Here is a 22,354-nt window from a genome sequence, read left to right on the forward strand (position 1 = left end):
GAGCTTGTCGAAGGATAAACGAAACAGGAGAGTTCTATGGGATTGTTTGAAATGAAAGATTTAGTGCAGCAAGCGCGATCAATGCAAAAAGAGATGAAGAAAAAGCAAAAGGAACTTGCCAAGATGAAATTTGAAGGTTCAGCCGGTGGGGGAATGGTGACGATTATCATGACCGGAGAACATGAAGTTCTCTCCGTCAAGATTGATCCGAGCATTGTCTCTTCTCAGAATACAGGAATGCTTGAAGACCTTATTCGCTCTGCGATCAGCGATGCGTTTCGAAAAGCGCAGAAAGAGACAGAGCAACTCTTCTCAGGCATGATGGGAGGAATGGGTGGGCTTGGAAAACTTGGGGGATTATTTGGATAATGGTGAACTCCATTCAAAAATTGATTCATGAATTTTCGAAACTCCCTGGCATTGGTGAGAAGACCGCGCTCCGTTTTGCTTTTCATCTTCTGCGCCAACAACCGCAATATGCGGAAGATCTCGCGCGCGCTATTTTAGAGGTAAAAGAGCGCGTGCGTCTCTGTTCCATTTGTTGCGCGTTAACCGATGTTGATCCCTGTCCCATTTGTCATGATCCAAAACGTGATGAAATGCTTCTGTGTGTTGTGGAAGATCCTTCTGACATGTTGGCGATTGAAAAAACGCGCGTGTTTCGTGGACGATATCATGTGCTGCACGGCGCGCTCTCTCCGCTTGAAGGGATTGGTCCTGATGATTTGCGTATTCGCGAACTCTTAGCTCGGCTTGAGAGGAGAACCATGTCAGAGGTGGTGATCGCGACCAATATTAATCTTGAAGGAGAAGCCACAGCTCTTTATTTAACTCGCCTCTTACGCCCTACGGGCATTAAGCTTACCCGTCTTGCCAGCGGTGTTCCTGTTGGCGGCGATCTCGAATATATTGATGCCACCACCCTCACCAGAGCCTTCGAAGAACGCAACGAAGTATAGCAACTTTTTTTGAAACAGACCGATATCTTTATCACTTGAAGAGGGGCTTCTTATGTTTGCAAGTGGTGAAGAAAAACAATCTGTAAAGTATAAGATTTCATTGAGTAACGGGGAGAGGGTGGCGTTTCAGCTTCTGGTTGCCAGTCAAGGTGAAAAGGTTGCTGCCTATAAGGCTCTTGCCATCCCGGGGTATACTTTTGGCGTCTCGGCATATACTGACAGTCTTTCCTATCCTTTGGGTCTTCAAAAACGTTTCGCGACGGTTTCGATCCTTGGCGAAGGGGTGCGAATTCCAAAAAAAATTTCATTAACTCTTCGAAATATTACTCTTCTCCATCTTCCTCTTGCGCGAGCGATGTATGCAACAAGTTTAGATTTTAATCTTGGTGGAAATTCTATGGGAGCTCCTCTTGCCCTTACGATGGCGCTCTTTCTTGAACGAGAACACCCAGGAGCAACAATTGATGTTGCCTTTGATGATCCGATGTCACCAGAAGTGTTGAATGATAAGAAAAACTGGATGTTTGGACTCCTCGCAGCAGAAGCTCAAATACTATCTGCGTGTGGGGAGGGCCTTTGCGAACTTCCCCTGTGGCTCAGCTTAAACCTTTCTGTCACGATTCCACCTCTCCGTGATCAACTTCTTTCGCGGTTTTATGGATACGAAAATTTTTTTACAGGGGAAACGGTTGATGCCCCCAAAGATTTAAGTGAAGCCTATGCTGATATTTATCGCGCTCGCGTTGTATCACGCAATGATTATACTGCTGCGGAAACAATCTATCATATAGCGCGTGTTTTTGATCAGTGGGACGAGCTTTGGATTCGAGAGTTTCCAGCCCAGGTAAGAACAAATGAGCAAGGAGAAATTGTGGCTATTTGTCTTCGTGGAGCTGCTCTTTTGACACACATGGTTGGGGATCATGCTTTTTATGATGAAGCTCCTGTAGAGTGGTATCGAATTCGCCTTGCGAATGCCAACTGCGGGGAGGTAACGCGTATTGATGTCAATGGACCACATGTGGAAACAAGTCCTCGTATGCGTGCGCTGATGGAGCGGCTCTGGCCGAATGATATGAATCCTTGAGTTCTCAGGTGGCTTATGGAATAAATTTCCTCCCTATGCCGAAGCGCCAGAAAAAGAAAACAACACAAAAGACCACACCAGCTCCCGCGAAGAAAAAAACAACGAAGAAAAAATCTTCTCTTCAACCACATCTGAAACGAGTTTCTTGGAATTCTTTTAATGTACGGCAAGCTGCTGCCTATCTTTCTGAAACTCTCCGCCAAAAGGGTCATGATCCAGTCCTTGTCGGCGCTGCGTGTGCGGCGATTTATGCTCCTGCCATTCAACCCAAGACGCTCGATTTCGTTATTACGGAATATCATATTGAAGAGATGGAAAAGCTTATGCGAGGTTTTGGGTTTCAACCTCGCGAACTCCGTTCTTTTTGGAATCCAAAAGTTTCATTTGAAATTCATTTTTCTCCTCCGCCTCTTTCAGCGGGAGATGAGACGATTGAAGAAACTGTGGTGGTTCGAAGTCAAAAGGGAGTCGTGAAACTTTTAAATGTCACTGATTGTGTGCGACAGAGACTTGGAATCTGGTATCGCTGGGGTGATGAAGAGGGGCTCGAACAAGCCGTTAAAATTTGTCTTCAACATGATGTCGATATGCAACACATTAAACGATGGTCTGAATGGGAATGGGCGGTCGATAAGTTTCAAGAATTTTTTTCGCGCGTGACGACGGAAAAACAGAAGAAGGAAAAAAGATGAACGACATCATGCAATATCTGGAAAGCAATAAGCAACGTTATCTTCAAACACTTATTGATTTTATAAAAATTCCGAGTGTTTCGGCCGATCCCAAGCGGAAGCCGGAAGTTTATCGGGCAGCGAACTTTTGTGCTGATCATTTAAAACGAATCGGATTCGAACATGTTCGTGTCTACGACACGGCAGGTCAACCCTGTGTGTATGGGGATTGGTTGCATGCCGGTCCTGAAAAACCGACGATTCTTTGTTATGGCCATACAGATGTGCAACCCGAAGATCCGCTTGAGAAGTGGGATCATCCCCCATTTGACGCTGTGGTCAAAGAGGGGAGGATCTATGCTCGAGGCGCCAATGATAATAAGGGACAATATTTAACGCAATTTTTTGCTCTTGAAGCCATGCTTGCGAAAAGAAAAATACTTCCGGTGAATGTGAAAGTTTTTTTGGAAGGAGAAGAAGAGGTCGGAGGAGAAGCGACAGAAGCCTTTGTGAGAAAAAATCCAGAGCTTCTTTCCTGCGATGCGGTTGCTCTGTCTGATACCGCATGGCATGCGGAAGACCTTCCTTCAATTTGTTACTCTCTTCGCGGCATTTGCTATTTAGAAGTAAAAGTAAAAGGTCCGAATCGAGATCTTCATTCTGGAGTGTATGGGGGAAAGATTCAAAATCCTCTCAATGCTCTTGCGAATATCATTGCCAAACTTCAAGACGACCATGGAGTGATTCAAATTCCAGGTTTTTATGATGATGTGGCTCCTTTGAGTGATGAAGAACGAAAAGCTTTCAAAGCCATTGGCGATGATGATGCGGCGTTAAAAAAGGATTTGGGAATTACAGCGCTTTGGGGAGAGCAAGGTTATACCTCTGCAGAGCGCAATTGGGGACGGCCTTCGCTCGATATTCATGGAATCTGGGGAGGCTATGCGGGACCTGGTGCAAAAACGGTGATTGCCAGTGAAGGGGGATTTAAAGTGAGTTCCCGTCTTGTGGCGAATCAAGATCCTCATAAAATTTTTCGTCTTTACGAAGAATATCTGCAAAAAATAACGCCACCTGGAGTGGAAATTGAAGTAAAACTTATTCATGGTGGTTCACCGATGATGGTCCCCTTTGACAGCCCTTACCTTCACGCAGGGATCCTTGCATTTGAGAAAGGATTCGGAAAAAAACCGATTTTAGTTCGCGAAGGGGCTTCGATTCCGATTACCGCGGTTTTCGCCTCTGTTTTAAAAGCTCCGTCGATTCTTATGGGATATGGTCTGCATAGTGATCGGATTCATTCGCCCAATGAATCGTTTCGTCTCGATCATTTTTATAAAGGAATGCTGACCAACGTTTATCTGTATGACGAACTTGCAAAGATTAAAAAATGATAAGAAGTGATCTCAGTAATCAAAAATTAACTACCAAACTGGTGAAGATTTTTTCGCAGGGGGCCTTTGACTGAGGCGCGTCGATGCAAATCTAAAAGATCGCGCCGATGGAAACAGAAGACGCGAGGAGCGTAACCGCAGCGTCTGTCCCCCGAGAGAAAATGTGAACCAGTTTGGTAGTTTTTGAGATGGCTTCTTGACTTTCGATGAGTTCATACCATAGGATTTTCCAATGTCTTTCATCAATGACAAAACAAAAGAGATTAACTGCAAGGTTGTTTATTATGGTCCGCCTCAGTGTGGCAAATCGACGACCCTCAAAAAAATCTATGAACAGGTGACAACGCAAAAAAAAGGTGAGCTGATTTCACTCAATCAAGAGAACGATCGCACCCTCTATTTCGATTTTGTCCCTTTACATCTGGGAAAGCTGAATGGTTATACCATTCGTCTTCATCTCTACACTGTTCCCGGTGAAATTGGCTATCAAGCAGCGCGCTCGCTGACATCGAAAGGCGTTGATGGCGCTGTTTTTATCGCTGATTCATCGCTTGAAAAAACAGAAGCCAATCTCGAAAGTCTTCGGAGTTTAAAGGAAGTGTTGAGCCAAGCTGGTGATGACCCTGAAAAAATTCCTTTTGTCTTTCAATACAACAAACGAGATCTTCCACGAGCAGTCCCTGTTGCAGAACTTTCACGTCTTCTCAATAAACAAAAAGCGCCGGAGTTTGAAACGATTGCAACACAAAACAAAGGTGTGTTTGAAGCGCTCACGTCTATTGGATCTCAAGTCCTTCTCGATTTGAAACAAGAATCAACGTGATGTAGGGGCGTGCGGCGCATGCCCTGGCGACTTCCAGTCGTCCCTACCTTGGAACTTTTTCCCAATCCTTTAAGAAACGTTCGATACCACTCTCGGTAAGAGGATGCTGCATAAGTTGTTGCACCACGTTGAAAGGAATGGTGCAGACATCAGCTCCCAAAAGTGCAGCTTTCTGGATATGAATCGGATTTCGGATGCTTGCCACTAAGATATTTGTTTCAAAATCGTAGTTGTTATAAATTTGAACGATATCAGCGATAAGGCTCATTCCATCTTCGCTGATGTCATCCAGGCGACCGACAAAGGGACTCACATACGTCGCACCTGCTTTTGCCACGAGCATGGCTTGATTTGAAGAGAAGCAGAGTGTGCAATTTGTTTTCAGCCCTAACTCTGTCAAAGCTTTACATGCTTTGAGCCCCTCGACCGTCGAAGGAATTTTGACCACAACGTTTTCTCCAAATTCAGCAAGCTTACGTCCCTCTTCGACCATCCCTTTAGCATCGAGACTTGTGGTTTCAAGGCTCACCGGGCGATCTGGAATTTCACGCAAAATTTCTTTCATCACGGTGAGAAAATTTTTCCCTGTTTTGGAAACTAAAGTGGGATTGGTCGTAACACCGTCAAGAACCCCCATGGCATTTGCTTCTTTGATTTCGTTGATATTCGCTGTATCGATAAAAAGTTTCATTGTTCCTCCGAAGCGCACGAAGCACCGCAATAAAGTTTATTTTGTTTTTCGTGTGCGCTTGATTTCAAAATATAGGTTCCACACCGAGTACAGGCAATCATTTCACCAGGAAGATTCTTTTTTCGATCAGCAGTCGTTTTCCCTGCGCTCGCTTTGATCCAGAGTCGGTAGAAAAAATAGAGCAAACATCCCAGTAAGATCCAACGAATCATGACTCATCCCACGGTTGTAATTCATCGGTTGCAGAAGCTTTTTTCAAGAAGAGAAGAAGTTTGCGAACCGCTTGCTTTTGCAACGGATGAATAATGTCAGGGGCTATATCACAGAGAGGTTGCAAGACAAATATTCTTTTTATCATCTCCGGATGCGGAACCATCAATTCTTTTTCTTTGAGGATCTGCTCTCCATAGAAGAGAAGGTCCAAGTCGAGTGTTCGTGGACGCCATCTTTCGTTTTCTTTTTTTCGACCTAATTTTTTTTCGATCTCTTGAAGATAATGTAAAAGTGAGTGTGCAGAAAGAGTTGTGGTGAGTTCAATCACTCCATTGCAATAATCTGGTTGTGGCTGTTGATCCAGTGTGAAAGCCTTTGATCGATACCAAGGAGAAACGGACAAGACCTTGATGTCCGGGTGTAAAGAGAAAGCAGCGAGAGCTGCTTCACAATTTTTTTTTCGATTGCCGAGATTAGAACCGATGGCAACGTAAGCCTTTTCCATTAGGGGAGCAAAAATTCACCTGTAAAGATTTTTTCAGCAGGACCACGCAGAATAATGTGATTGTCTTTCGCATTCCAGTCCACTTCAATTTTTCCTCCAGGCATATGAACGGTCACGCTTCGATCTGCAAATCCATTTAAGACACTTGCGACAAGCGCTGCAGAAGCTGCTGAGCTGCATCCCGCAGTTTCTCCAACACCACGTTCCCATACCCGTGTGTGGATTTCTTTTTTTCCGATGACATTGACGAAACTGATATTGACGCGTTGGGGAAAGACAGAATGGTTTTCAAAGAGAGGTCCGAAGCGAGTTACCGGAAACGTATCAATCGCTTCTTGAAAGACGACACAATGAGGTGTTCCCAGAGAAAGACACGTGATGCGAAAATCTTTCGTGTCAATTTTCAAAGGACGATTCACAATTCTTCCTGAAAGATTGACAGGGATTTCTTTTCCTTTCATCCGAGGTTCATCCATATCGACTTCAATCAGTTTGCTTGAAATTTTCACCTGACGAGGTCCAGCTCCAGTTTCAAGAAGAAGTTCTTTTTTGGGAGTCAGTTTTTCTTCTCGAACATAACGAGCAATGCAACGAAGAGCGTTGCCGCACACTTGAGCTTCGCTCCCATCAGCATTATAAACTTTGACTCCAAAATCACAATTTTTCGATTTGAGCAGAAGAAGGAGTTGATTGCCTCCAATCCCCGTATTTCGATGACAGAGCTTGCGCGCCAAATGTTGGGGATTTTGAGGTATTTTTTTCAGGCAATTCAGGACGATAGCGTCACTGCCGGTGGCATGCATTTTCGTAAATGGAAGAAGTTTTGAAGATCCCGATGTCATATGCTTATCCTCTATGTGGCTCAAAATGTTTGTAACCAATTGATTTTTAAAAAGATTATTCAAGACGCTACCAGTCACCCCCCTCTTTGTCAAGCGCTACTCCTTGAAACTCCTTGACTTCGTCGGAACGGTTCGCTCATAATGAACTCATTCAAAAAACCGAAAGGCCCTGTTTTTTATTAAGAATACAATTGCAAAAACGTCCACCAGATTCATTTCATATCTATAAAAACAATACAGAAATAAAAAACTCATAACAAAAAACCAATACCTTACATCATGAATGATTTTGTAACCCTCTTTCAGGGTTTTTCCACACAACGCTCTCCCACCTCTTTTATCTTGAAAGGATACGTGTATGCATTTGAATGAATTGAAAGTGAAAAAGATCGCAGATCTCATCGATATGGGGAATGAATATAATATCGAAGGGGCTGCAAACATGCGGAAGCAAGAATTGATTTTTGCTCTTCTGCAATCTCAATCAGAGAAAAAGCTCGCCATTTTTGGTGAAGGAGTTTTGGAAATCCTTCCTGACGGTTTTGGATTTTTACGTTCCCCTGATTATAATTACCTGCCAGGTCCCGATGATATTTATGTCTCTCCTTCGCAGATACGTCGTTTCGGATTGCGAACAGGCGATACGATTGCGGGAGAAATTCGTCCACCAAAAGAGACAGAACGTTATTTTGCCCTTTTGAAAGTAGAAAAAATTAATCATGAATCACCCGACAAAGCGAAGCAGAAAATTCTTTTTGATAATTTAACACCTCTTTATCCGAATAAACGTATTACGCTCGAAGCTGATGCAAAAAATTATTCGATGCGCGTCATGGATCTCTTTACTCCTATCGGCCTTGGACAGCGCTCCCTTATTGTTTCTCCTCCGCGTGCCGGAAAAACAGTCTTACTTCAAAACATTGCCAATGCGATTACGGTAAATCATCCAGATGTGGTAAAAATTGTGCTCTTGATTGACGAACGTCCTGAAGAAGTGACCGACATGCAACGTTCCGTCAGCGCTGAAGTAGTTTCTTCAACTTTTGATGAGCCGGCGACACGACATGTCCAAGTGGCGGAGATGGTGCTTGAGAAAGCGAAGCGTTTGGTGGAGCACGGCAAAGATGTGGTGATCTTACTCGATTCTATTACTCGTCTTGCTCGTGCGTATAATGCGGTGGTTCCTCCATCAGGAAAAATTCTTTCTGGCGGTGTGGATGCCAATGCGCTTCATAAGCCAAAACGTTTCTTTGGCGCTGCGCGCAATGTGGAAGAGGGTGGGAGTCTGACGATTATCGGAACAGCGCTGATCGATACCGGAAGTCGAATGGACGAAGTCATTTTCGAAGAATTTAAAGGAACTGGAAATATGGAAATCCATTTGGATCGTAAACTGATGGAGAAACGTATCTTCCCATGTTTGGATATGAATAAATCCGGAACACGTAAGGAAGAATTGCTCATGAGTCAGGAAGAACTCAACAAAGTTTGGATTCTTCGCAAAATGCTTCAACCTCTCAATACGATCGATGCAATGGAATTTTTGTTGGATAAAATTAAGCCGACCAAAACGAATAAAGAATTTTTAATGTCGATGAATTCGTAACATTACTTTGCAAATACAGCGATGCCGTTGGGAATACGCGAACGACCAGGAATCGAGAGTTTGAATTTTCCGATTTCGGCAAACAGTTGAGATGAACTTCCTCCATCGAGATTCATCGCATCTTCGCATTCAAATCCACCTTTCCAACGACTCAAAACAAAAGCTTCGGCAAATGTTCGCATGGTGATTTCAGCTCCTTCGGTAATGGCGATAATCACTTTTCCTTCTTTCGTTATCCCAATACCCGAACGAGCGGCTCTCTCTTCTTTCAGTTTTGGAATGATTCCTTTGATGACAAGACGAGGTCCTGCTTGAAGCGCCATGATTGTGGTGGACAAAGGGATGTACTTCGACGGTTCTGTAATGCGAGGAGTGTCTCCCTCCATCGAAAAAATACTCCACCAACTTGTTTTATGCAGACGGTTTCGTTCTTTTCCGCTTTGAATGAGGAGTCCGATAGAAGCATGTTGTTGTGTAAAAAAACCTCCATTGATGGCAAGCAGAGCATTGGAACGCTTTTTAAGGATTTCAATTGTGGTTCCCATTTTTTCTGCGTCACTTGCGGTGATGACATCCAAACGAACACGTGTCGGATCAATTTCAAAAGCATGGAGATTTGTTTGATCAAAGAAAAAACTTGTATATCGAATGCCATCGCTCACGACATTCCATACGTATGCAGGTTTTGGGGACGAAAATGCGATCTGAGGAGAGAAAAAGAAAAAGCAGAGAAGAGAAATTTTTTTGATCACGATTAACGTCCCCAGATATCAACCGTTGTTCCCTCTTCAAGCTTTTCATGTCCTTTGACAATGATCAAGTCATCTTCACGAAGTCCTTCGACCACTTCGGTGAATCCATCTTGTGTCTGTTTTGGGATAATGCGCGTGCGATGGGCTGCTCCTTGAACAACCACAAAGACGTAATGCTGTCGCTGATCAATGAGAATGGCATTGTTCGGAACGAGAAAATAGCGCTGTCGTTTTACTCCTGTAAATTTTACTTCGGCTTGCATGCCGACTTTGAAAAGAGCGGTGGGATTGGCGAAAACCGCTTTTACCGGAAATGTGGATCCCTGTTCGAGTACTGCTCCAATAGAGATGACATTTGCTTCGATCAGTTCTGTGGGGAGTTCTGCGAATCGCACGGTAATTTTTTGTCCCGATTGAATCGCCGTTGCTTCATGTCCTGCAAGTTCAAATTCGACAATCATCGGATCTACTTTGGAAATTTTCATGAGTGTTGTGTTTGTGGGAATGGTGAGTCCAGAAGCCACGTTGATTTCTGTTATCACCCCGGATGTGGGACTTGTAATCGTCAGTTGGGTAAGACGCGATTCGAGGGATTGAATGTCGGATCGCTTTTGTTCAACTGCGGCTTCGTTTCTTTCTACTTGAGTTTCTAAAGTTTCATAGTGATGCTGATTGATACTTCCTTCCTCTAAAAGACGATCGCGGTTTCGATGCAGATATCGATTTTTCTGCAGTTCATTGTCAGCATCTTTCAGTTCTGTTCGAAGTTGAGTCAATTTCAGTTGCAGTTCTTCTTCTGCAAGACGAACAAGAGCAGTGTTTACTGCGATGGTATCTCCCGAAGTGATAAAGACTTGTTCAATTCTCGCTTCGAAAGGGAGTTTGATTTCAACGGTTTCACTTGGAGAAAGTTTGGCGGGAACCGCTAAATCCAACGCCCGCTCTCGCAAGAGAGCATTGGCAACGGTGACGGGAACCGCTCGATTTGAACTTTTAAAGAGTTTGTCGAGAAAGCCGCTTTTATGCTTTGGCGCCTCTTCGTCATTGCTACAGCCAACGAGAAGAGAAAATGCCATGAAAAGAACAAAAGCTTTTATATTTTTTAAACCCCCCATATTTTTCTTATAGCGGATTACACAGACAGAGCAATGGGGAATTGTCCTCATTTTGGCGGAACGCTTTCTTTATCCCGCTTGACCCATTTTTGGCCTCATGGTACCCGCCATAAATCTTATGGCAGACGTTTCAACAGCATCTTCTCTTATGGAAACGCTCACGTCGCTGTGCAAGCGGCGCGGATTCATTTTTCAAAATAGTGAAATTTATGGTGGCATTAACGGCTTTTGGGATTTTGGACCACTCGGCGTCGAACTCAAACGCCGTGTGAAAGAGTCGTGGTGGCAGCGTATGGTTCGTGATCGCGATGATGTCGTTGGAATCGATACCACGATCATCGCGCATCCTCAAACATGGATCGCTTCGGGACACGTGAAGAGTTTTAGCGATCCGATGGTCGATTGCAAAAAATGTAAAAGGAGATTTCGCACTGACGAGACCCAGAAAAGCACGCAGTGTCCGGAGTGTGGGGGAGAGTTCACCGAAGCAAGTCAGTTTAACTTAATGTTTGAAACCTTTGTGGGAGCAAAGAGCGATTCAGCGTCAAAAGCTTATCTGCGACCTGAAACGTGTCAGTCGATTTTTACGCAATTTAAAAATGTGCAAACGGTTTCCCGTCAAAAAATTCCCTTTGGCATTGCTCAAATTGGAAAAGCGTTTCGCAATGAAATTACCCCACGCAATTTTATTTTTCGTTCGCGCGAATTTGAACAGATGGAGATGGAATTTTTCTGTCACGAAAAAGAAGCCATAAAATGGTATGAATATTGGGTTGAGGATCGTTTCAATTGGTTCACTTCGATCGGTATCATCCGAAAGCACCTTCGGCTGCGCCAGCATGAAAAGAGCGAACTTGCACATTATGCCAAAGGTTGCACGGATGTGGAGTTCGAAATGCCCTTTGGGTGGTCGGAGATGGAAGGGATTGCGAATCGAACTGATTACGATTTGAAAAATCATCAAGAAATTTCAGGAAAAGATCTTTCGTATTTTGATGAGCAGACGAAAGAACGATTTATTCCCCATGTCATCGAAACATCGGTGGGCGTTGATCGTACCTGTCTTGCAATTCTGGTGGATGCTTATCGTGAAGAAGAGGTAAAAGGTGAGAAGCGCGTTGTCCTTCAGTTCGCGCCTCATATTGCTCCAGTGCAAGTGGCTCTCTTTCCTCTTTCGGGAAAGTTGAGTGATAAGGTGAAACCCATTCATGATCGCCTGAAAAGGCAATTTGCAGCAGAGTTTGATGATGCCGGTTCGATCGGAAAACGTTATCGTCGGCATGATGAAATCGGAACACCGTTTTGCGTGACGTACGATTTTGACTCTGAGACCGATCATGCCGTCACAATTCGTCATCGCGATACGATGCAACAAGATCGCATTGCGATTGAACAGCTGGAACAGTATTTGTTAAAACATTTGCATGAAAAGCGATCATAAACATTTTAATGTGTGCGGGTCCTGCCGCCTGCGGCATTCCGGAAGTTTTGCTGATACGCAATAACTTCCGAAATAGCCTCCGGCGTCACCCGCAGTTAATTATCTGTTTGCGATCGCTTTTCCTGAGGAGTGTCTTCAATGACCAAAAAATATGTCTATACTTTCGGTAACGGTAAAGCCGAAGGGAAAGCAGACATGAAAAATATTTTAGGCGGCAAAGGAGCTAATCTCGCTGAGATGAATCTCCTTGGTTTTCCGGTTCCAGCTGGTTTCACGATTTCAACGGAAGTGTGCACTTACTTTTACGAACATCAAAAAAAATATCCTCCTGAACTCAAAGATCAAGTGCTGAAGGCTTTGAGTGCCGTTGAAAAAGTGATGGGTGCGAGCTTTGGTGATCCAAAAAATCCTCTCCTTGTCTCTGTTCGATCTGGCGCACGTGCTTCGATGCCAGGGATGATGGACACGATTTTAAACTTGGGACTCAATGAAGCGACACTTCAAGGATTAATCCAGAAAACGCGGAACGCGCGGTTTGCGTATGATAGCTATCGCCGTTTTATTCAGATGTATGGCGATGTGGTGCTCGGTGTGAGTTCCGCTCTTTTCGAAGAGAGTATTGATGCGCTGAAGAAAAAAAGAGGGATTAAGCTCGATACAGAATTTACGGCTGAAGATTTAAAAGCTTTAGCAGAGGAATTTAAAAGACTCGTGGTTCAAGAAACGGCGCAACCTTTTCCAGAAAATCCGCAAGACCAGCTTTGGGGTGGCATTGGAGCTGTCTTTAGTTCGTGGCAAACACCGCGAGCGATTGAATACCGTCGATTGAGTCAAATTCCCGAAGAGTGGGGGACAGCGGTAAATGTGCAAGCCATGGTCTATGGAAATATGGGCGATGATTCAGCAACCGGTGTCGCATTTACACGCGATCCTTCAACAGGCGAAAAAAAGTTTTACGGTGAATATCTGATCAATGCACAAGGTGAAGATGTTGTTGCAGGTGTGCGAACACCACAACCTCTGACAAAGGAAGCCAAAAAAGAAAAAGACGAAGTATCTTTGGAAGAGGCGATGTCAAAAATTTATCAAGAGCTGGTGAGTATTTATCAAAGATTAGAAAAACATTATCGCGACATGCAAGATATCGAATTTACGATTCAACAGGGAAAGCTGTGGATGTTGCAGACGCGCAACGGCAAACGTACGGCTGCTGCGGCCATTAAGATCGCGGTCGAAATGACGAATGAAAAATTGATTACAAAAAAAGAATCGATCATGCGCGTGCAACCTTCGCAACTTGATCAACTTCTTCATCCTCGTATTGATCCGAAGGTAAAGCGAGAAGTGCTCGCAAAAGGTCTTCCCGCTTCTCCTGGAGCTGCGACGGGAAAAGTTGTTTTTTCAGCGGAAGAGGCAGAAAAATGGGATCATCGCGGTGAAAAAGTTCTGCTTGTGCGTATTGAAACGTCGCCAGACGACATTAAAGGAATGGCGATTGCAAAAGGGATTCTCACTTCTCGTGGCGGCATGACCTCTCATGCGGCAGTTGTAGCGCGAGGCATGGGAAAAACCTGTGTTGCGGGATGTGGCGCGCTCGCGATTGATTATGCAAAAAAACAATTCATGGTTGGAAATGTAACTGTGAAAGAGGGAGATTTTTTAACGATTGATGGTTCTACCGGAGAAGTGATGCTCGGAGCGCTTCCGACGGTGGAACCGGAGTTATCTTCGGAGTTTGAAGTTTTCATGAAGTGGGTCGATGAATATCGAAAGCTTGGTGTTCGCGCCAATGCAGATACGCCGCACGACGCTGAAGTCGCACGTCGTTTTGGTGCAGCAGGGATTGGACTTTGTCGCACGGAGCATATGTTTTTTGAAGGCGACCGTATCGATGCGGTTCGGGAAATGATTCTCGCAAACGATCTTGAAGGACGTCAGAGAGCGCTGATGAAAATTCTTCCGATGCAGCGCGAAGATTTCAAAGGGATCTTTCAGGAAATGGATGGATTTCCAGTAACGATTCGTCTTCTCGATCCCCCTTTGCATGAATTTTTACCGCATACGGATCAAGAAATTGAAGAACTTTCACGTGCGATCGATATTCCAGCCGAAAAGTTAAAAAGAAAATCCGAAGAACTGAGAGAGTTTAATCCCATGCTCGGTCATCGCGGATGCAGACTCGGTGTGACGTTCCCGGAAATTTATGCCATGCAAGTACAAGCGATTATAGAAGCAGCATGTGATGTCACCAAAAAAGGGATCAAAGCTATTTCTGAAATTGAAATTCCACTGGTAAGCCACCCCAATGAAATGAGAGTGTTGCGCACGATCTGCGAAGAGAAAGCAAAAGAGGTCATTGCCAAAACAAAACAAAAGGTCCCCTATACGATCGGCACGATGATCGAGCTTCCACGTGCTTGTCTTTGTGCGGATGAACTTGCGTATCACGCCGATTTTTTTAGTTTCGGGACGAACGATTTAACGCAGACCACCTTTGGTTTTTCACGCGATGATTCCGCAAAATTTTTGGAAGAATATGTCAATCGTCATATTCTTCCCCATGATCCCTTTGTTTCGATTGATCAGGAAGGTGTCGGACGACTGATGAAGTTGGCAGTTGATTTAGGTCGAAAAACAAAATCAAACCTCGAAATCGGAATTTGTGGAGAACATGGCGGAGATCCTGACTCTATTGCTTTTTGCGCTCGACTGGGACTGAACTATGTCAGTTGTTCTCCGTATCGAGTTCCCATTGCGCGACTTGCAGCTGCACAAGCAGCGTTGAAAGTAAAAGAGAGTTGATATTATGCTCAAAAATTATTTGTCATTCCCGCGTAGGCGGGAATCCCCTGCAATACTTGAGATCCCCGCTTTCGCGAGGATGACTTATATTATGAAGAAGATTTTCTTTTCTCTTTTCTTTTTATTTGTTGGTTGCGCAACCGATGCCGATATTTTCAATGATCTTGGCAACAACATCGCTTCTCCCACGGCGATGGCGGTCGATTCCACGAATCGTCGACTTTATCTGGTCAATTCCAACAATGAAGTGCTCTATGACTGGAAGCAGGGTTCTGTGCATGTGATCGATATTACCAATCCCACATCTCCTGTGCGTTTGAATACGCTTCCGACAAAAAGTTTTTCAGGAGATATTTCACTTGATCTCACCAACCGCAAAGCATTTGTCTCCAATCGTTTTAGCGAAAACCCTCATGCGTCCAACGATCAGATGTTGACTATTGATATTGACGAATCTTCTACGAATTTTCTCTCTGTTACGGAAACTTCGGTTGCGCTCAACCCCTTTGGGATTGCCTGTTGCTTTCCAAATGATCGCCTGTTTATCGGTTCCTCCGAAGGTGTGCTGCAGTTTACAGATCGAACGACCTCGCCCTTAACGGTCACCTCCGTGAATCTCAAAAGAACCCTCACCACAGGCGAAACTTTTAGCGAATTGAAAGCCACCAATATTGCGATCATCAACAATCAAGCTTTTCTCTCGCGCGAAGAGGGGGGAGTTGTTGTGGTGAATCTCGATGAAGTGTCCGACACCACCGTCAATCCCGTCGATTATTTTATTTTTGATATCGGTTCGCCAAGGGGGATTGCAACAGATGGAACACGTCTCTATGTTGTCGATGAAAGCTTTGAAAACAGCGCTCTTATTTCACGTGTTTTAGTTTTGGATGTCAGTTCGCTGACACCTGTGACGGAGAATACAACGGTTGCAGTGAAGGATAAAAATACCGATAGTCTTTTCGTCACCGGGATCGATGTGGGAAGAAATCCTCAACAGATATTAATTGCTTCCGGAAAAGCCTATGTGACGAGTAGCGATGCGAAAACAGTTTCGGTTTTGGATCTCACCTTAAATGCGGTAGAGAAAACGATTGGTGTCGGGAAAAAACCGTTCTCCCTTGGACTGGATAGCCCCGCTGGCGTGCCGACAACACTCTATGTTGGTAATCTTGAAGACAATACGATCTCTATTATTGATATTCCGACCTTGTCTGTTGTTGCAACGTATCCTTAAAACTCTACTTTTTCATTGCGCTTTTGCGGGAGCTTATGCTAAAAAAGGCGCAATTTTAAAGGGTTAGCGGTCACTACTATTTTTCTATGCGCTTGAAATCACTTGAAATTGTCGGTTTTAAATCTTTCGTCGATCGAACCATCGTCCATTTTGAAGATGGCATCACCGGTGTGGTGGGTCCCAATGGTTGTGGCAAAAGTAATATTGTCGATGCGATCCGCTGGGTCATGGGTGAGATGTCGGCGAAGCATCTGCGTGGTTCGCAGATGGAAGATGTCATTTTTAATGGATGTGAGTCGCGAGCTGCGATGGGAATGGCTCAAGTCTTTCTTACTTTTGATAACGCTGATGGCCGTGCTCCTGCTGAATATGCACACTACAACGAAATTCAAATTGGCCGCAGACTCTATCGCTCCGGCGAGAGCGAATATTTCATCAATAAAACACCATGTCGTTTGAAAGATGTTATCGATCTTTTTCTCGGAACTGGTGTTGGCACCAAAGCCTATTCGGTTGTGGAACAGGGGATGATTGGAAGTATTGTCTCTTCCAAACCTGAAGATCGCCGTATCTTTTTTGAAGAAGCCGCTGGCATTTCCAAATTTAAATCACGCAAAGAAGCGGCGCTTCGAAAAATGGAATCGACGAAAGCAAATCTTGCACGACTCACCGATATTATCGGCGAGTTGTCGCGTCAGATGAACTCGCTCGATCGTCAAGTAAAGAAAGCAGAACGCTATCAACGTCTCAGTGACGATTTGAAACATTGTGATCTTGAAGTCATGGCGACTCGTTTTCGTCATTATCGAACAGAGTTAGAAAAACTGACGAACGAAAATGAAACGTTGAATGAAGTCGAAATTTCCTCTTCATCAGGACTTGCCAGTGTTGAGTCAGAAATTGAAATCAAAAAGTTGGAACTTGTCGAAGTGGAACGTGAACTCGATAGTGTTCAACAAGTGGTCTATACAACACGCAATAACATTAAACTTTCTGAAGCGAATATTGTCCATAAAACAAATGAAATTGAAACGATTCTGAAGCGAAGTACTGATGGGGCGCAGGAACTCAAAGAATTTGAAGAACGTTTACGCTCTCTCACAGAGCAAAACATTTTCATTGCTGCAGAAAAAGAAAAGGCTGAACAAGAGCGAATACATTCCTTTGAAGCCGTGAGTGTTTTGGAAGAAGAGGTTGATGCTCTTCGTCATGATCGTGATCAGATTGGTCGTGATGTCGAAGTCTATCGAGAAAAAATATTTTCAACTTCAACCGCTATTTTAAAACGACAGAGTCATCTGGAACATATTGATCGTCGTGTTCAAGAAATCACAAGTCGAAGATCTCACAATCGAACTACTCTTGAAACTTTGGGGACTCGTAAAGAGGCGCTTGAACATGAAATCCTAACGCGCACAGAAGATCTCAAGCGTGTTCAACAATTAAAACTTTCTTTGGAAGAAGAGACGGCATCTCTTCGCACAACGCTTGAAATGCAGCGCACGACGTTGTTGGAGACTGAACAACAATTGCAGGAAATTAAAGGTCATCTTCAAGATCGTCGTTCACGACACGATTCTCTTGTGGAGCTTCATCGAAATCTTGATGGCTATCGCGATGGCGTGCGAAGTATTCTCAAACGTCAGGAACAAAGCGATGCATTTGAAGGTATCTTAGGAACTGTTGGAGATATCATTGATACAGAGGCGCAGCACGAACGTGCCGTCGGTGCTGTGCTTGGTGAAAAACTTCAATATGTCATTGTGTCATCACAAGAACATGGACTTCCTGCTCTTGAATATCTGAAAACGAATTCACAGGGTCGTAGTAGTTTTGTCCCCTTGAACCTTCGTTTTTTTGAAAAGAAAGAAACATGGCCTGCAGGAGAAGGAGTGGTGGGGCCGCTTCTCAACTATGTTCACTTCAAACAGGAACATCGAGCTTTGGGAGAATATCTTTTAAGTGATGTTCTCTTAGTGCGCGATTTTGCTTCAGCTCTTCGCCTCTGGAAGGATCATCCACTTCACGTAACATACGTGACGCTTGATGGCGATATTGTTGATGCGCATGGAATGACAAGTGGTGGAGTTGGTGGTGATGCCTCAGAAAGACTGATTGCTCAAAAACGAAAAATAACAGAGCTCTCCGAAGAGATCACGAAGCTTCGTGGTGAGGTTTCCGCTGCGGCTGGTGAAGTGACTCGTTTTCGAGAGCGAGTCCAATCTTTGGAAGAGACGCTCGAAGAGAGGACACGTCATATCCATGGGGAAGAGCTCAAAGGGGTGAACCTTGATCGCGATCTCAAACAGATAAAATCAGAACTTCTTCGTTTTTCTGAAGAACACGATCGTTTGACACAAGAGCTTACGCTTCTTGATGATGAAGAGAAAAAATTGCAGAAAGAGAAAGAAGAAGCAACTGCACATATCGAAGCGCTGACCGCTGAAAAAGGAGAAGGCGAATCTGCTATTGAGCAACTTGAAAAAGATCTTGATCTCTCTCGCGAGCGAGTTTCTAAAAAAGAAGAAGAATTAATTGCACTCAAAGTAACATTAGCTCAATCCGAAGAACGCAAAGCCGTCACCGACCGCGAATCAGAACGGATTATGACGTTGAAAACCGAAGCGGAAGTGGGGATTGAACGACGGACGAATGATATTTCGCGTGGTCAAGAGAGAGTCGGAGTTCTTCAACGTGAGATTGAACTTTTGAAACAAGAATTAACTACTTCCATTATCGAAGTGGAAAAAGGGGAAGAGCATCAACGGGCTCTTCAAGGAAAGTATGATGCTCAGCATACTCTTTTGCAGGAAAAAGAACTTTCCATCCGTGATATTCGAAAGCAACACGAAGAAGCGCGAGAAGCTGCACATCACGTGGCGCTCCAGTTAACAGAACAGAAGGCATTTTTAGAACGTCTTATTGATACGGCACGTGAGCGTTATCGTGTTGAGTTGTCACTTGTGGAAGATGAGTATGCTCAGGAACATGAAACATTTGATCTCGAAGCTCGTGCGCAGGAAGCAAGTGAGCTTCGAGAGAAGTTGGAGAAGTTAGGTTCAGTGAACATCGATGCGGTAAAAGAGTTTGAAGAACTTTCTTCTCGTTATCAATTTTTGACGAAGCAAGAGGTTGACCTTCGTAATTCTCTCGATTCTCTCTCAAAAGCGATTGTGAAGATTAATCGTACGAGTCGTCTTCGATTTAAAGAAACTTTTGATGCCGTGAACAAACAATTTCAAACTCTTTTTCCGAAACTTTTCCGTGGTGGACGCGCTCGATTGGTGCTTACGAACGAAGAAGATATTTTGGAAAGCGGTGTCGATATTATTGCAAGTCCTCCAGGGAAAAAACTGCAATCGATTACACTTCTCTCTGGCGGTGAGAAAGCTCTTACAGCAGTAGCACTTCTTTTTTCCATCTTCCTTATTAAACCATCACCCTTTTGTCTGCTCGATGAAGTCGATGCTCCGCTTGATGATGCGAATATCGATCGGTTCAATGACCTCATTCGTAGCATGATTCCGCATTCACAATTTATTCTGATTACGCACAATAAACGGACCATGGAACTTGCCGATCTTCTCTACGGGGTGACGATGGAAGAAGCCGGTGTCTCCAAGATGGTCTCCGTCAAGCTCAATCAAGACCTGCAACAGCCAGAACCTGCAGTTGCTTAAATAAATCCGAATAAAAAAATTGGTTGTATAACCCCAGTATATCCGATATATTGGGATCATGTTCCCTAGAGCTACAAGTATTCAAAATAACTATAGTTTTTTTCTTTTTGGGCCACGAGGTTCCGGAAAATCGACTCTTTTGAAAGCCTCTTTTCAGGAAAAAGCGATGTTATGGATTGATCTTCTCGATCCTGAGGAAGAGGCCCTTTTTCAGATCAATCCAAATGAACTGACACATCGATGCGCAGATTTTCCTCCAGGTTCGTGGATTGTTATCGACGAAGTCCAGAAAGCACCGAAACTTCTCGATCTCGTTCATAAGCTCATCGAAGAGAAGAAGTTCTATTTTGCTCTTTCTGGTTCTTCTGCCCGGAAGCTTAAGAGAGGTGGTGCAAACTTGCTCGCAGGTCGCGCTTTTGTTCACTATCTCTATCCACTTACTTCTTCAGAGCTTGGAGATTATTTTCAACTGCAGCAAGTAATGGAGTATGGAACCTTGCCCAAAATTTTTGAACTTTCCGATGAAGAAATGAAGAAAAAATTTCTTCAAGCCTATGCAAATACGTATCTTAAAGAAGAAATTCAAGCTGAACAGATTGTCAGAAATTTACCGAGCTTTCGAAGGTTTTTGGAAATCGCTGCTCAGATGAATGGGCAACCGCTCAACTATTCAAAGATTGCGCGTGATATTCATACCGATCATTCCGTCATTAGAAATTACTATGAAATTTTGGAGGATACCTTAATCGGTTTTCATCTTCCAGCGTATGATGTCTCTGTGCGCAAGCAACAGCGCAAGGCTCCAAAATTTTATTTTATTGATTGTGGCATGAAACGAGCGCTTGAAAAAAACCTCGATCTTCCGCTGAAAGAAGGAACATACGAATATGGACGCGCATTCGAGCATTTTTTGATGACAGAATGTTTTAAGCTTTGCCAATATCGGGAGAAAGACGAATCACTCTTCTATTTACTTACTAAAGATGATGTTGAAGTCGATCTCATTATCAAGCGTCCTGGGAAAACCCAACTTTTTATTGAAATCAAATCGACGTTACAGATTACAGAAATAGACTGTAAAAGTTTACAGGAGATGACATTGGGATTAACCAATACAAAAGCATTTCTGATCTCCAGAGATCCACACGAAAAAAGAATGGAGCACGTACATGCGCTGCATTGGGCTGAATTCTTGAAACTCTTTCAAGACGAAAAACTCTGAAATTTATCACCAGAACCAGCAGTTGCTTAACTTCTCTTTTTCTGATTAGAAATCCTTATGTTTCACATTCGACAAATCTTTCTTTTTTCTCTCCTTCTCACGCATCTCGTTGCCTGTATGGAAACCGTTGCGGTGGCTGATGATCAGGTGAGTTTCAATCGCTCTGCCGATATGAAAGCCCTTGCTTCTGAGTTAATGATCGATGCTTCAGTTCATACGGGAACCGACTGGAATGGCGCTCCGACCTCTGGAGTTTGGGGAACTGACTTTCTTTTTCGTATGAAGGATTATCCGCTGACATGGGCGATATCTCTGGTCCATGCATCGCTTCTGCTCCAGTCGCGAGAAGTGAACTACAATCCCAATGCGGTTTTAAGTGTTGCGATTAAAGAGTCGCGCCTTGGCTGTCGCGAGGCGAGTTTCCCGAATGACGATGGATGTTTTCAGATCGAAGATGGGACTGCGTATTTGGAACTGACCAAACTTTTTTCCAATCGTTTTAAAGCACCGTTTACGGAGACAATTTCTGGAGATCATTTTGAATCTGCAGCTCTCTCGATGGTTTACTACACACTTTTTTCGATGAGTATGTTTCATTTGCACGATGAAAACCCTTATCAATTTTTCGCTTCTCATCCAGACCCAGCAGCACAGCAGAAAGTGATTAGTGCTGCCTATAATCGGGGTCTCTGGTGGGAGGCACTCAAAAAAGTTTTTCGTGAGTGTAAATCGCAAGACGTGACGAAATGTTTTGTGGAAAACGGGACGCCGCATCACATTGCCATCGATCATGCCAATGCGATTGCCGATTATACGAAGGGACTCAACAAAGTTCCCTCGTTTGAAGCAACGATCACCATGAATGATCTCATGAATTATTGGGATCGCATCAAAGCGCTCTATCCTGATGCCGATGAACCTGCCGTTCAAGCTCTTTTCAAAAACTCCTTTTCAGAGAGCGCATCGCTTTCGTTTCAACATGATCTTGATGGGATTCTCACCAAGCTCATTGCCATCTTGTCACCGGTGCCGACGCATACTGAAGTCACCAAGGCTGTTTGCGGTGTTGGATATCTCTGGCAATCTCCACCTTGTCCTTAATGATTTTGCGTAGACCAAAAGGTGCCTGACACTTTTTGGCATGATGTGAATGCAAAAAAGTGTCTGGCACTTCTTTTGGTCTGCGGTCCTTGTTCGCCAAAAGAAGTGTCAGGCATTTTCTGGTCCAACACCATGACCAGAAATCTGCCAGACACCTTTTGGCTCGCGAAAGCTCTGATGTCCGAACTCGACTTTCTTTTAAGCGATAGGTAACAT

Annotated in this window: 20 protein-coding genes; 14 read left to right on the forward strand and 6 right to left on the reverse strand. The window is 44.0% G+C overall.

Going from position 1 to position 22,354, the window contains the following annotated elements:
• Window positions 1-36 precede the first annotated feature (36 nt).
• From A3C46_08635 to A3C46_08660, 6 genes are all read left to right on the forward strand, one after another.
• Window positions 37-369: a nucleoid-associated protein, YbaB/EbfC family gene (locus tag A3C46_08635; protein ID OGQ21441.1), complete on the forward strand. Its 333-nt coding sequence runs from the start codon at window positions 37-39 to the stop codon at window positions 367-369.
• Window positions 369-959 carry a recombination protein RecR gene (locus tag A3C46_08640; GenBank protein OGQ21442.1) on the forward strand — a complete coding sequence of 197 codons (591 nt, stop codon included), beginning with the start codon at window positions 369-371 and terminating at the stop codon, window positions 957-959. The genes A3C46_08635 and A3C46_08640 overlap by 1 nt, the downstream gene beginning before the upstream one ends.
• A gap of 52 nt (window positions 960-1,011) precedes the next feature.
• On the forward strand, window positions 1,012-2,046 hold the full coding sequence (locus tag A3C46_08645; GenBank protein OGQ21443.1) for a hypothetical protein: 1,035 nt from the start codon (window positions 1,012-1,014) through the stop codon (window positions 2,044-2,046).
• Between the two features lie 35 nt (window positions 2,047-2,081).
• Entirely contained in the window at window positions 2,082-2,738 is a 657-nt protein-coding gene (locus tag A3C46_08650; protein ID OGQ21444.1) for a hypothetical protein, read from the forward strand.
• Window positions 2,735-4,111, forward strand: coding sequence for a hypothetical protein (locus A3C46_08655; protein ID OGQ21445.1), 1,377 nt, complete (start codon window positions 2,735-2,737; stop codon window positions 4,109-4,111). Before A3C46_08650 ends, A3C46_08655 begins: the two co-directional genes overlap by 4 nt.
• A 232-nt stretch (window positions 4,112-4,343) precedes the next feature.
• Window positions 4,344-4,934 (forward strand): gliding-motility protein MglA, encoded by a 591-nt coding sequence (locus A3C46_08660; GenBank protein ID OGQ21446.1) that lies wholly within the window; start codon window positions 4,344-4,346, stop codon window positions 4,932-4,934.
• A gap of 43 nt (window positions 4,935-4,977) precedes the next feature.
• On the opposite strand, the gene A3C46_08665 is transcribed toward A3C46_08660, so the two are convergent.
• The 4 genes from A3C46_08665 to A3C46_08680 are packed head-to-tail and all read right to left on the reverse strand — an operon-like array spanning window position 4,978 to window position 7,185.
• Window positions 4,978-5,625, reverse strand: a complete 648-nt coding sequence (locus A3C46_08665; protein OGQ21447.1) for a fructose-6-phosphate aldolase — start codon at window positions 5,623-5,625, stop codon at window positions 4,978-4,980.
• The gene (locus A3C46_08670; protein ID OGQ21448.1) at window positions 5,622-5,837 is read right to left on the reverse strand and encodes a hypothetical protein; all 216 of its coding nucleotides are present in this window, start codon (window positions 5,835-5,837) and stop codon (window positions 5,622-5,624) included. The genes A3C46_08665 and A3C46_08670 overlap by 4 nt, the downstream gene beginning before the upstream one ends.
• Complete coding sequence (locus tag A3C46_08675) at window positions 5,834-6,343, reverse strand: 2-amino-4-hydroxy-6-hydroxymethyldihydropteridine diphosphokinase (GenBank protein OGQ21449.1); 510 nt, start codon at window positions 6,341-6,343, stop codon at window positions 5,834-5,836. Before A3C46_08675 ends, A3C46_08670 begins: the two co-directional genes overlap by 4 nt.
• Entirely contained in the window at window positions 6,343-7,185 is an 843-nt protein-coding gene (locus tag A3C46_08680) for a diaminopimelate epimerase (protein ID OGQ21450.1), read from the reverse strand. The genes A3C46_08675 and A3C46_08680 overlap by 1 nt, the downstream gene beginning before the upstream one ends.
• Window positions 7,186-7,543: 358 nt before the next feature.
• On the opposite strand from A3C46_08680, the gene A3C46_08685 reads away from it, so the two are divergent.
• Window positions 7,544-8,791: a transcription termination factor Rho gene (locus A3C46_08685; protein OGQ21451.1), complete on the forward strand. Its 1,248-nt coding sequence runs from the start codon at window positions 7,544-7,546 to the stop codon at window positions 8,789-8,791.
• 2 nt (window positions 8,792-8,793) lie between these two features.
• Here the strand turns inward: A3C46_08685 and A3C46_08690 are convergent, their stop codons facing one another.
• Together A3C46_08690 and A3C46_08695 are read right to left on the reverse strand one after the other, a co-directional pair.
• Complete coding sequence (locus A3C46_08690; GenBank protein ID OGQ21452.1) at window positions 8,794-9,543, reverse strand: hypothetical protein; 750 nt, start codon at window positions 9,541-9,543, stop codon at window positions 8,794-8,796.
• Between the two features lie 2 nt (window positions 9,544-9,545).
• Window positions 9,546-10,658, reverse strand: a complete 1,113-nt coding sequence (locus A3C46_08695) for a hypothetical protein (GenBank protein ID OGQ21453.1) — start codon at window positions 10,656-10,658, stop codon at window positions 9,546-9,548.
• Window positions 10,659-10,776: 118 nt separating this feature from the next.
• Between A3C46_08695 and A3C46_08700 the strand changes: the two genes are divergently transcribed.
• From A3C46_08700 to A3C46_08730, 7 genes are all read left to right on the forward strand, one after another.
• Complete coding sequence (locus tag A3C46_08700) at window positions 10,777-12,099, forward strand: glycine--tRNA ligase (GenBank protein ID OGQ21454.1); 1,323 nt, start codon at window positions 10,777-10,779, stop codon at window positions 12,097-12,099.
• A 138-nt stretch (window positions 12,100-12,237) separates the two neighbouring features.
• The gene (locus tag A3C46_08705; GenBank protein ID OGQ21455.1) at window positions 12,238-14,901 is read left to right on the forward strand and encodes a pyruvate, phosphate dikinase; all 2,664 of its coding nucleotides are present in this window, start codon (window positions 12,238-12,240) and stop codon (window positions 14,899-14,901) included.
• 91 nt (window positions 14,902-14,992) lie between these two features.
• A complete protein-coding gene (locus tag A3C46_08710) occupies window positions 14,993-16,135 on the forward strand; it encodes a hypothetical protein (protein ID OGQ21456.1) in 1,143 nt (380 codons plus the stop codon).
• Between the two features lie 86 nt (window positions 16,136-16,221).
• The gene (locus A3C46_08715; protein OGQ21457.1) at window positions 16,222-19,815 is read left to right on the forward strand and encodes a chromosome segregation protein SMC; all 3,594 of its coding nucleotides are present in this window, start codon (window positions 16,222-16,224) and stop codon (window positions 19,813-19,815) included.
• Between the two features lie 58 nt (window positions 19,816-19,873).
• Window positions 19,874-21,037: a hypothetical protein gene (locus A3C46_08720; protein ID OGQ21458.1), complete on the forward strand. Its 1,164-nt coding sequence runs from the start codon at window positions 19,874-19,876 to the stop codon at window positions 21,035-21,037.
• A 57-nt stretch (window positions 21,038-21,094) separates the two neighbouring features.
• Window positions 21,095-22,138, forward strand: a complete 1,044-nt coding sequence (locus A3C46_08725; GenBank protein ID OGQ21459.1) for a hypothetical protein — start codon at window positions 21,095-21,097, stop codon at window positions 22,136-22,138.
• A 21-nt stretch (window positions 22,139-22,159) separates the two neighbouring features.
• Window positions 22,160-22,351: a hypothetical protein gene (locus A3C46_08730; protein OGQ21460.1), complete on the forward strand. Its 192-nt coding sequence runs from the start codon at window positions 22,160-22,162 to the stop codon at window positions 22,349-22,351.
• Window positions 22,352-22,354 lie beyond the last annotated feature (3 nt).

Source organism: Deltaproteobacteria bacterium RIFCSPHIGHO2_02_FULL_44_16 (genome assembly GCA_001798185.1).
Classification (GTDB): Bacteria; UBA10199; UBA10199; order 2-02-FULL-44-16; family 2-02-FULL-44-16; genus 2-02-FULL-44-16.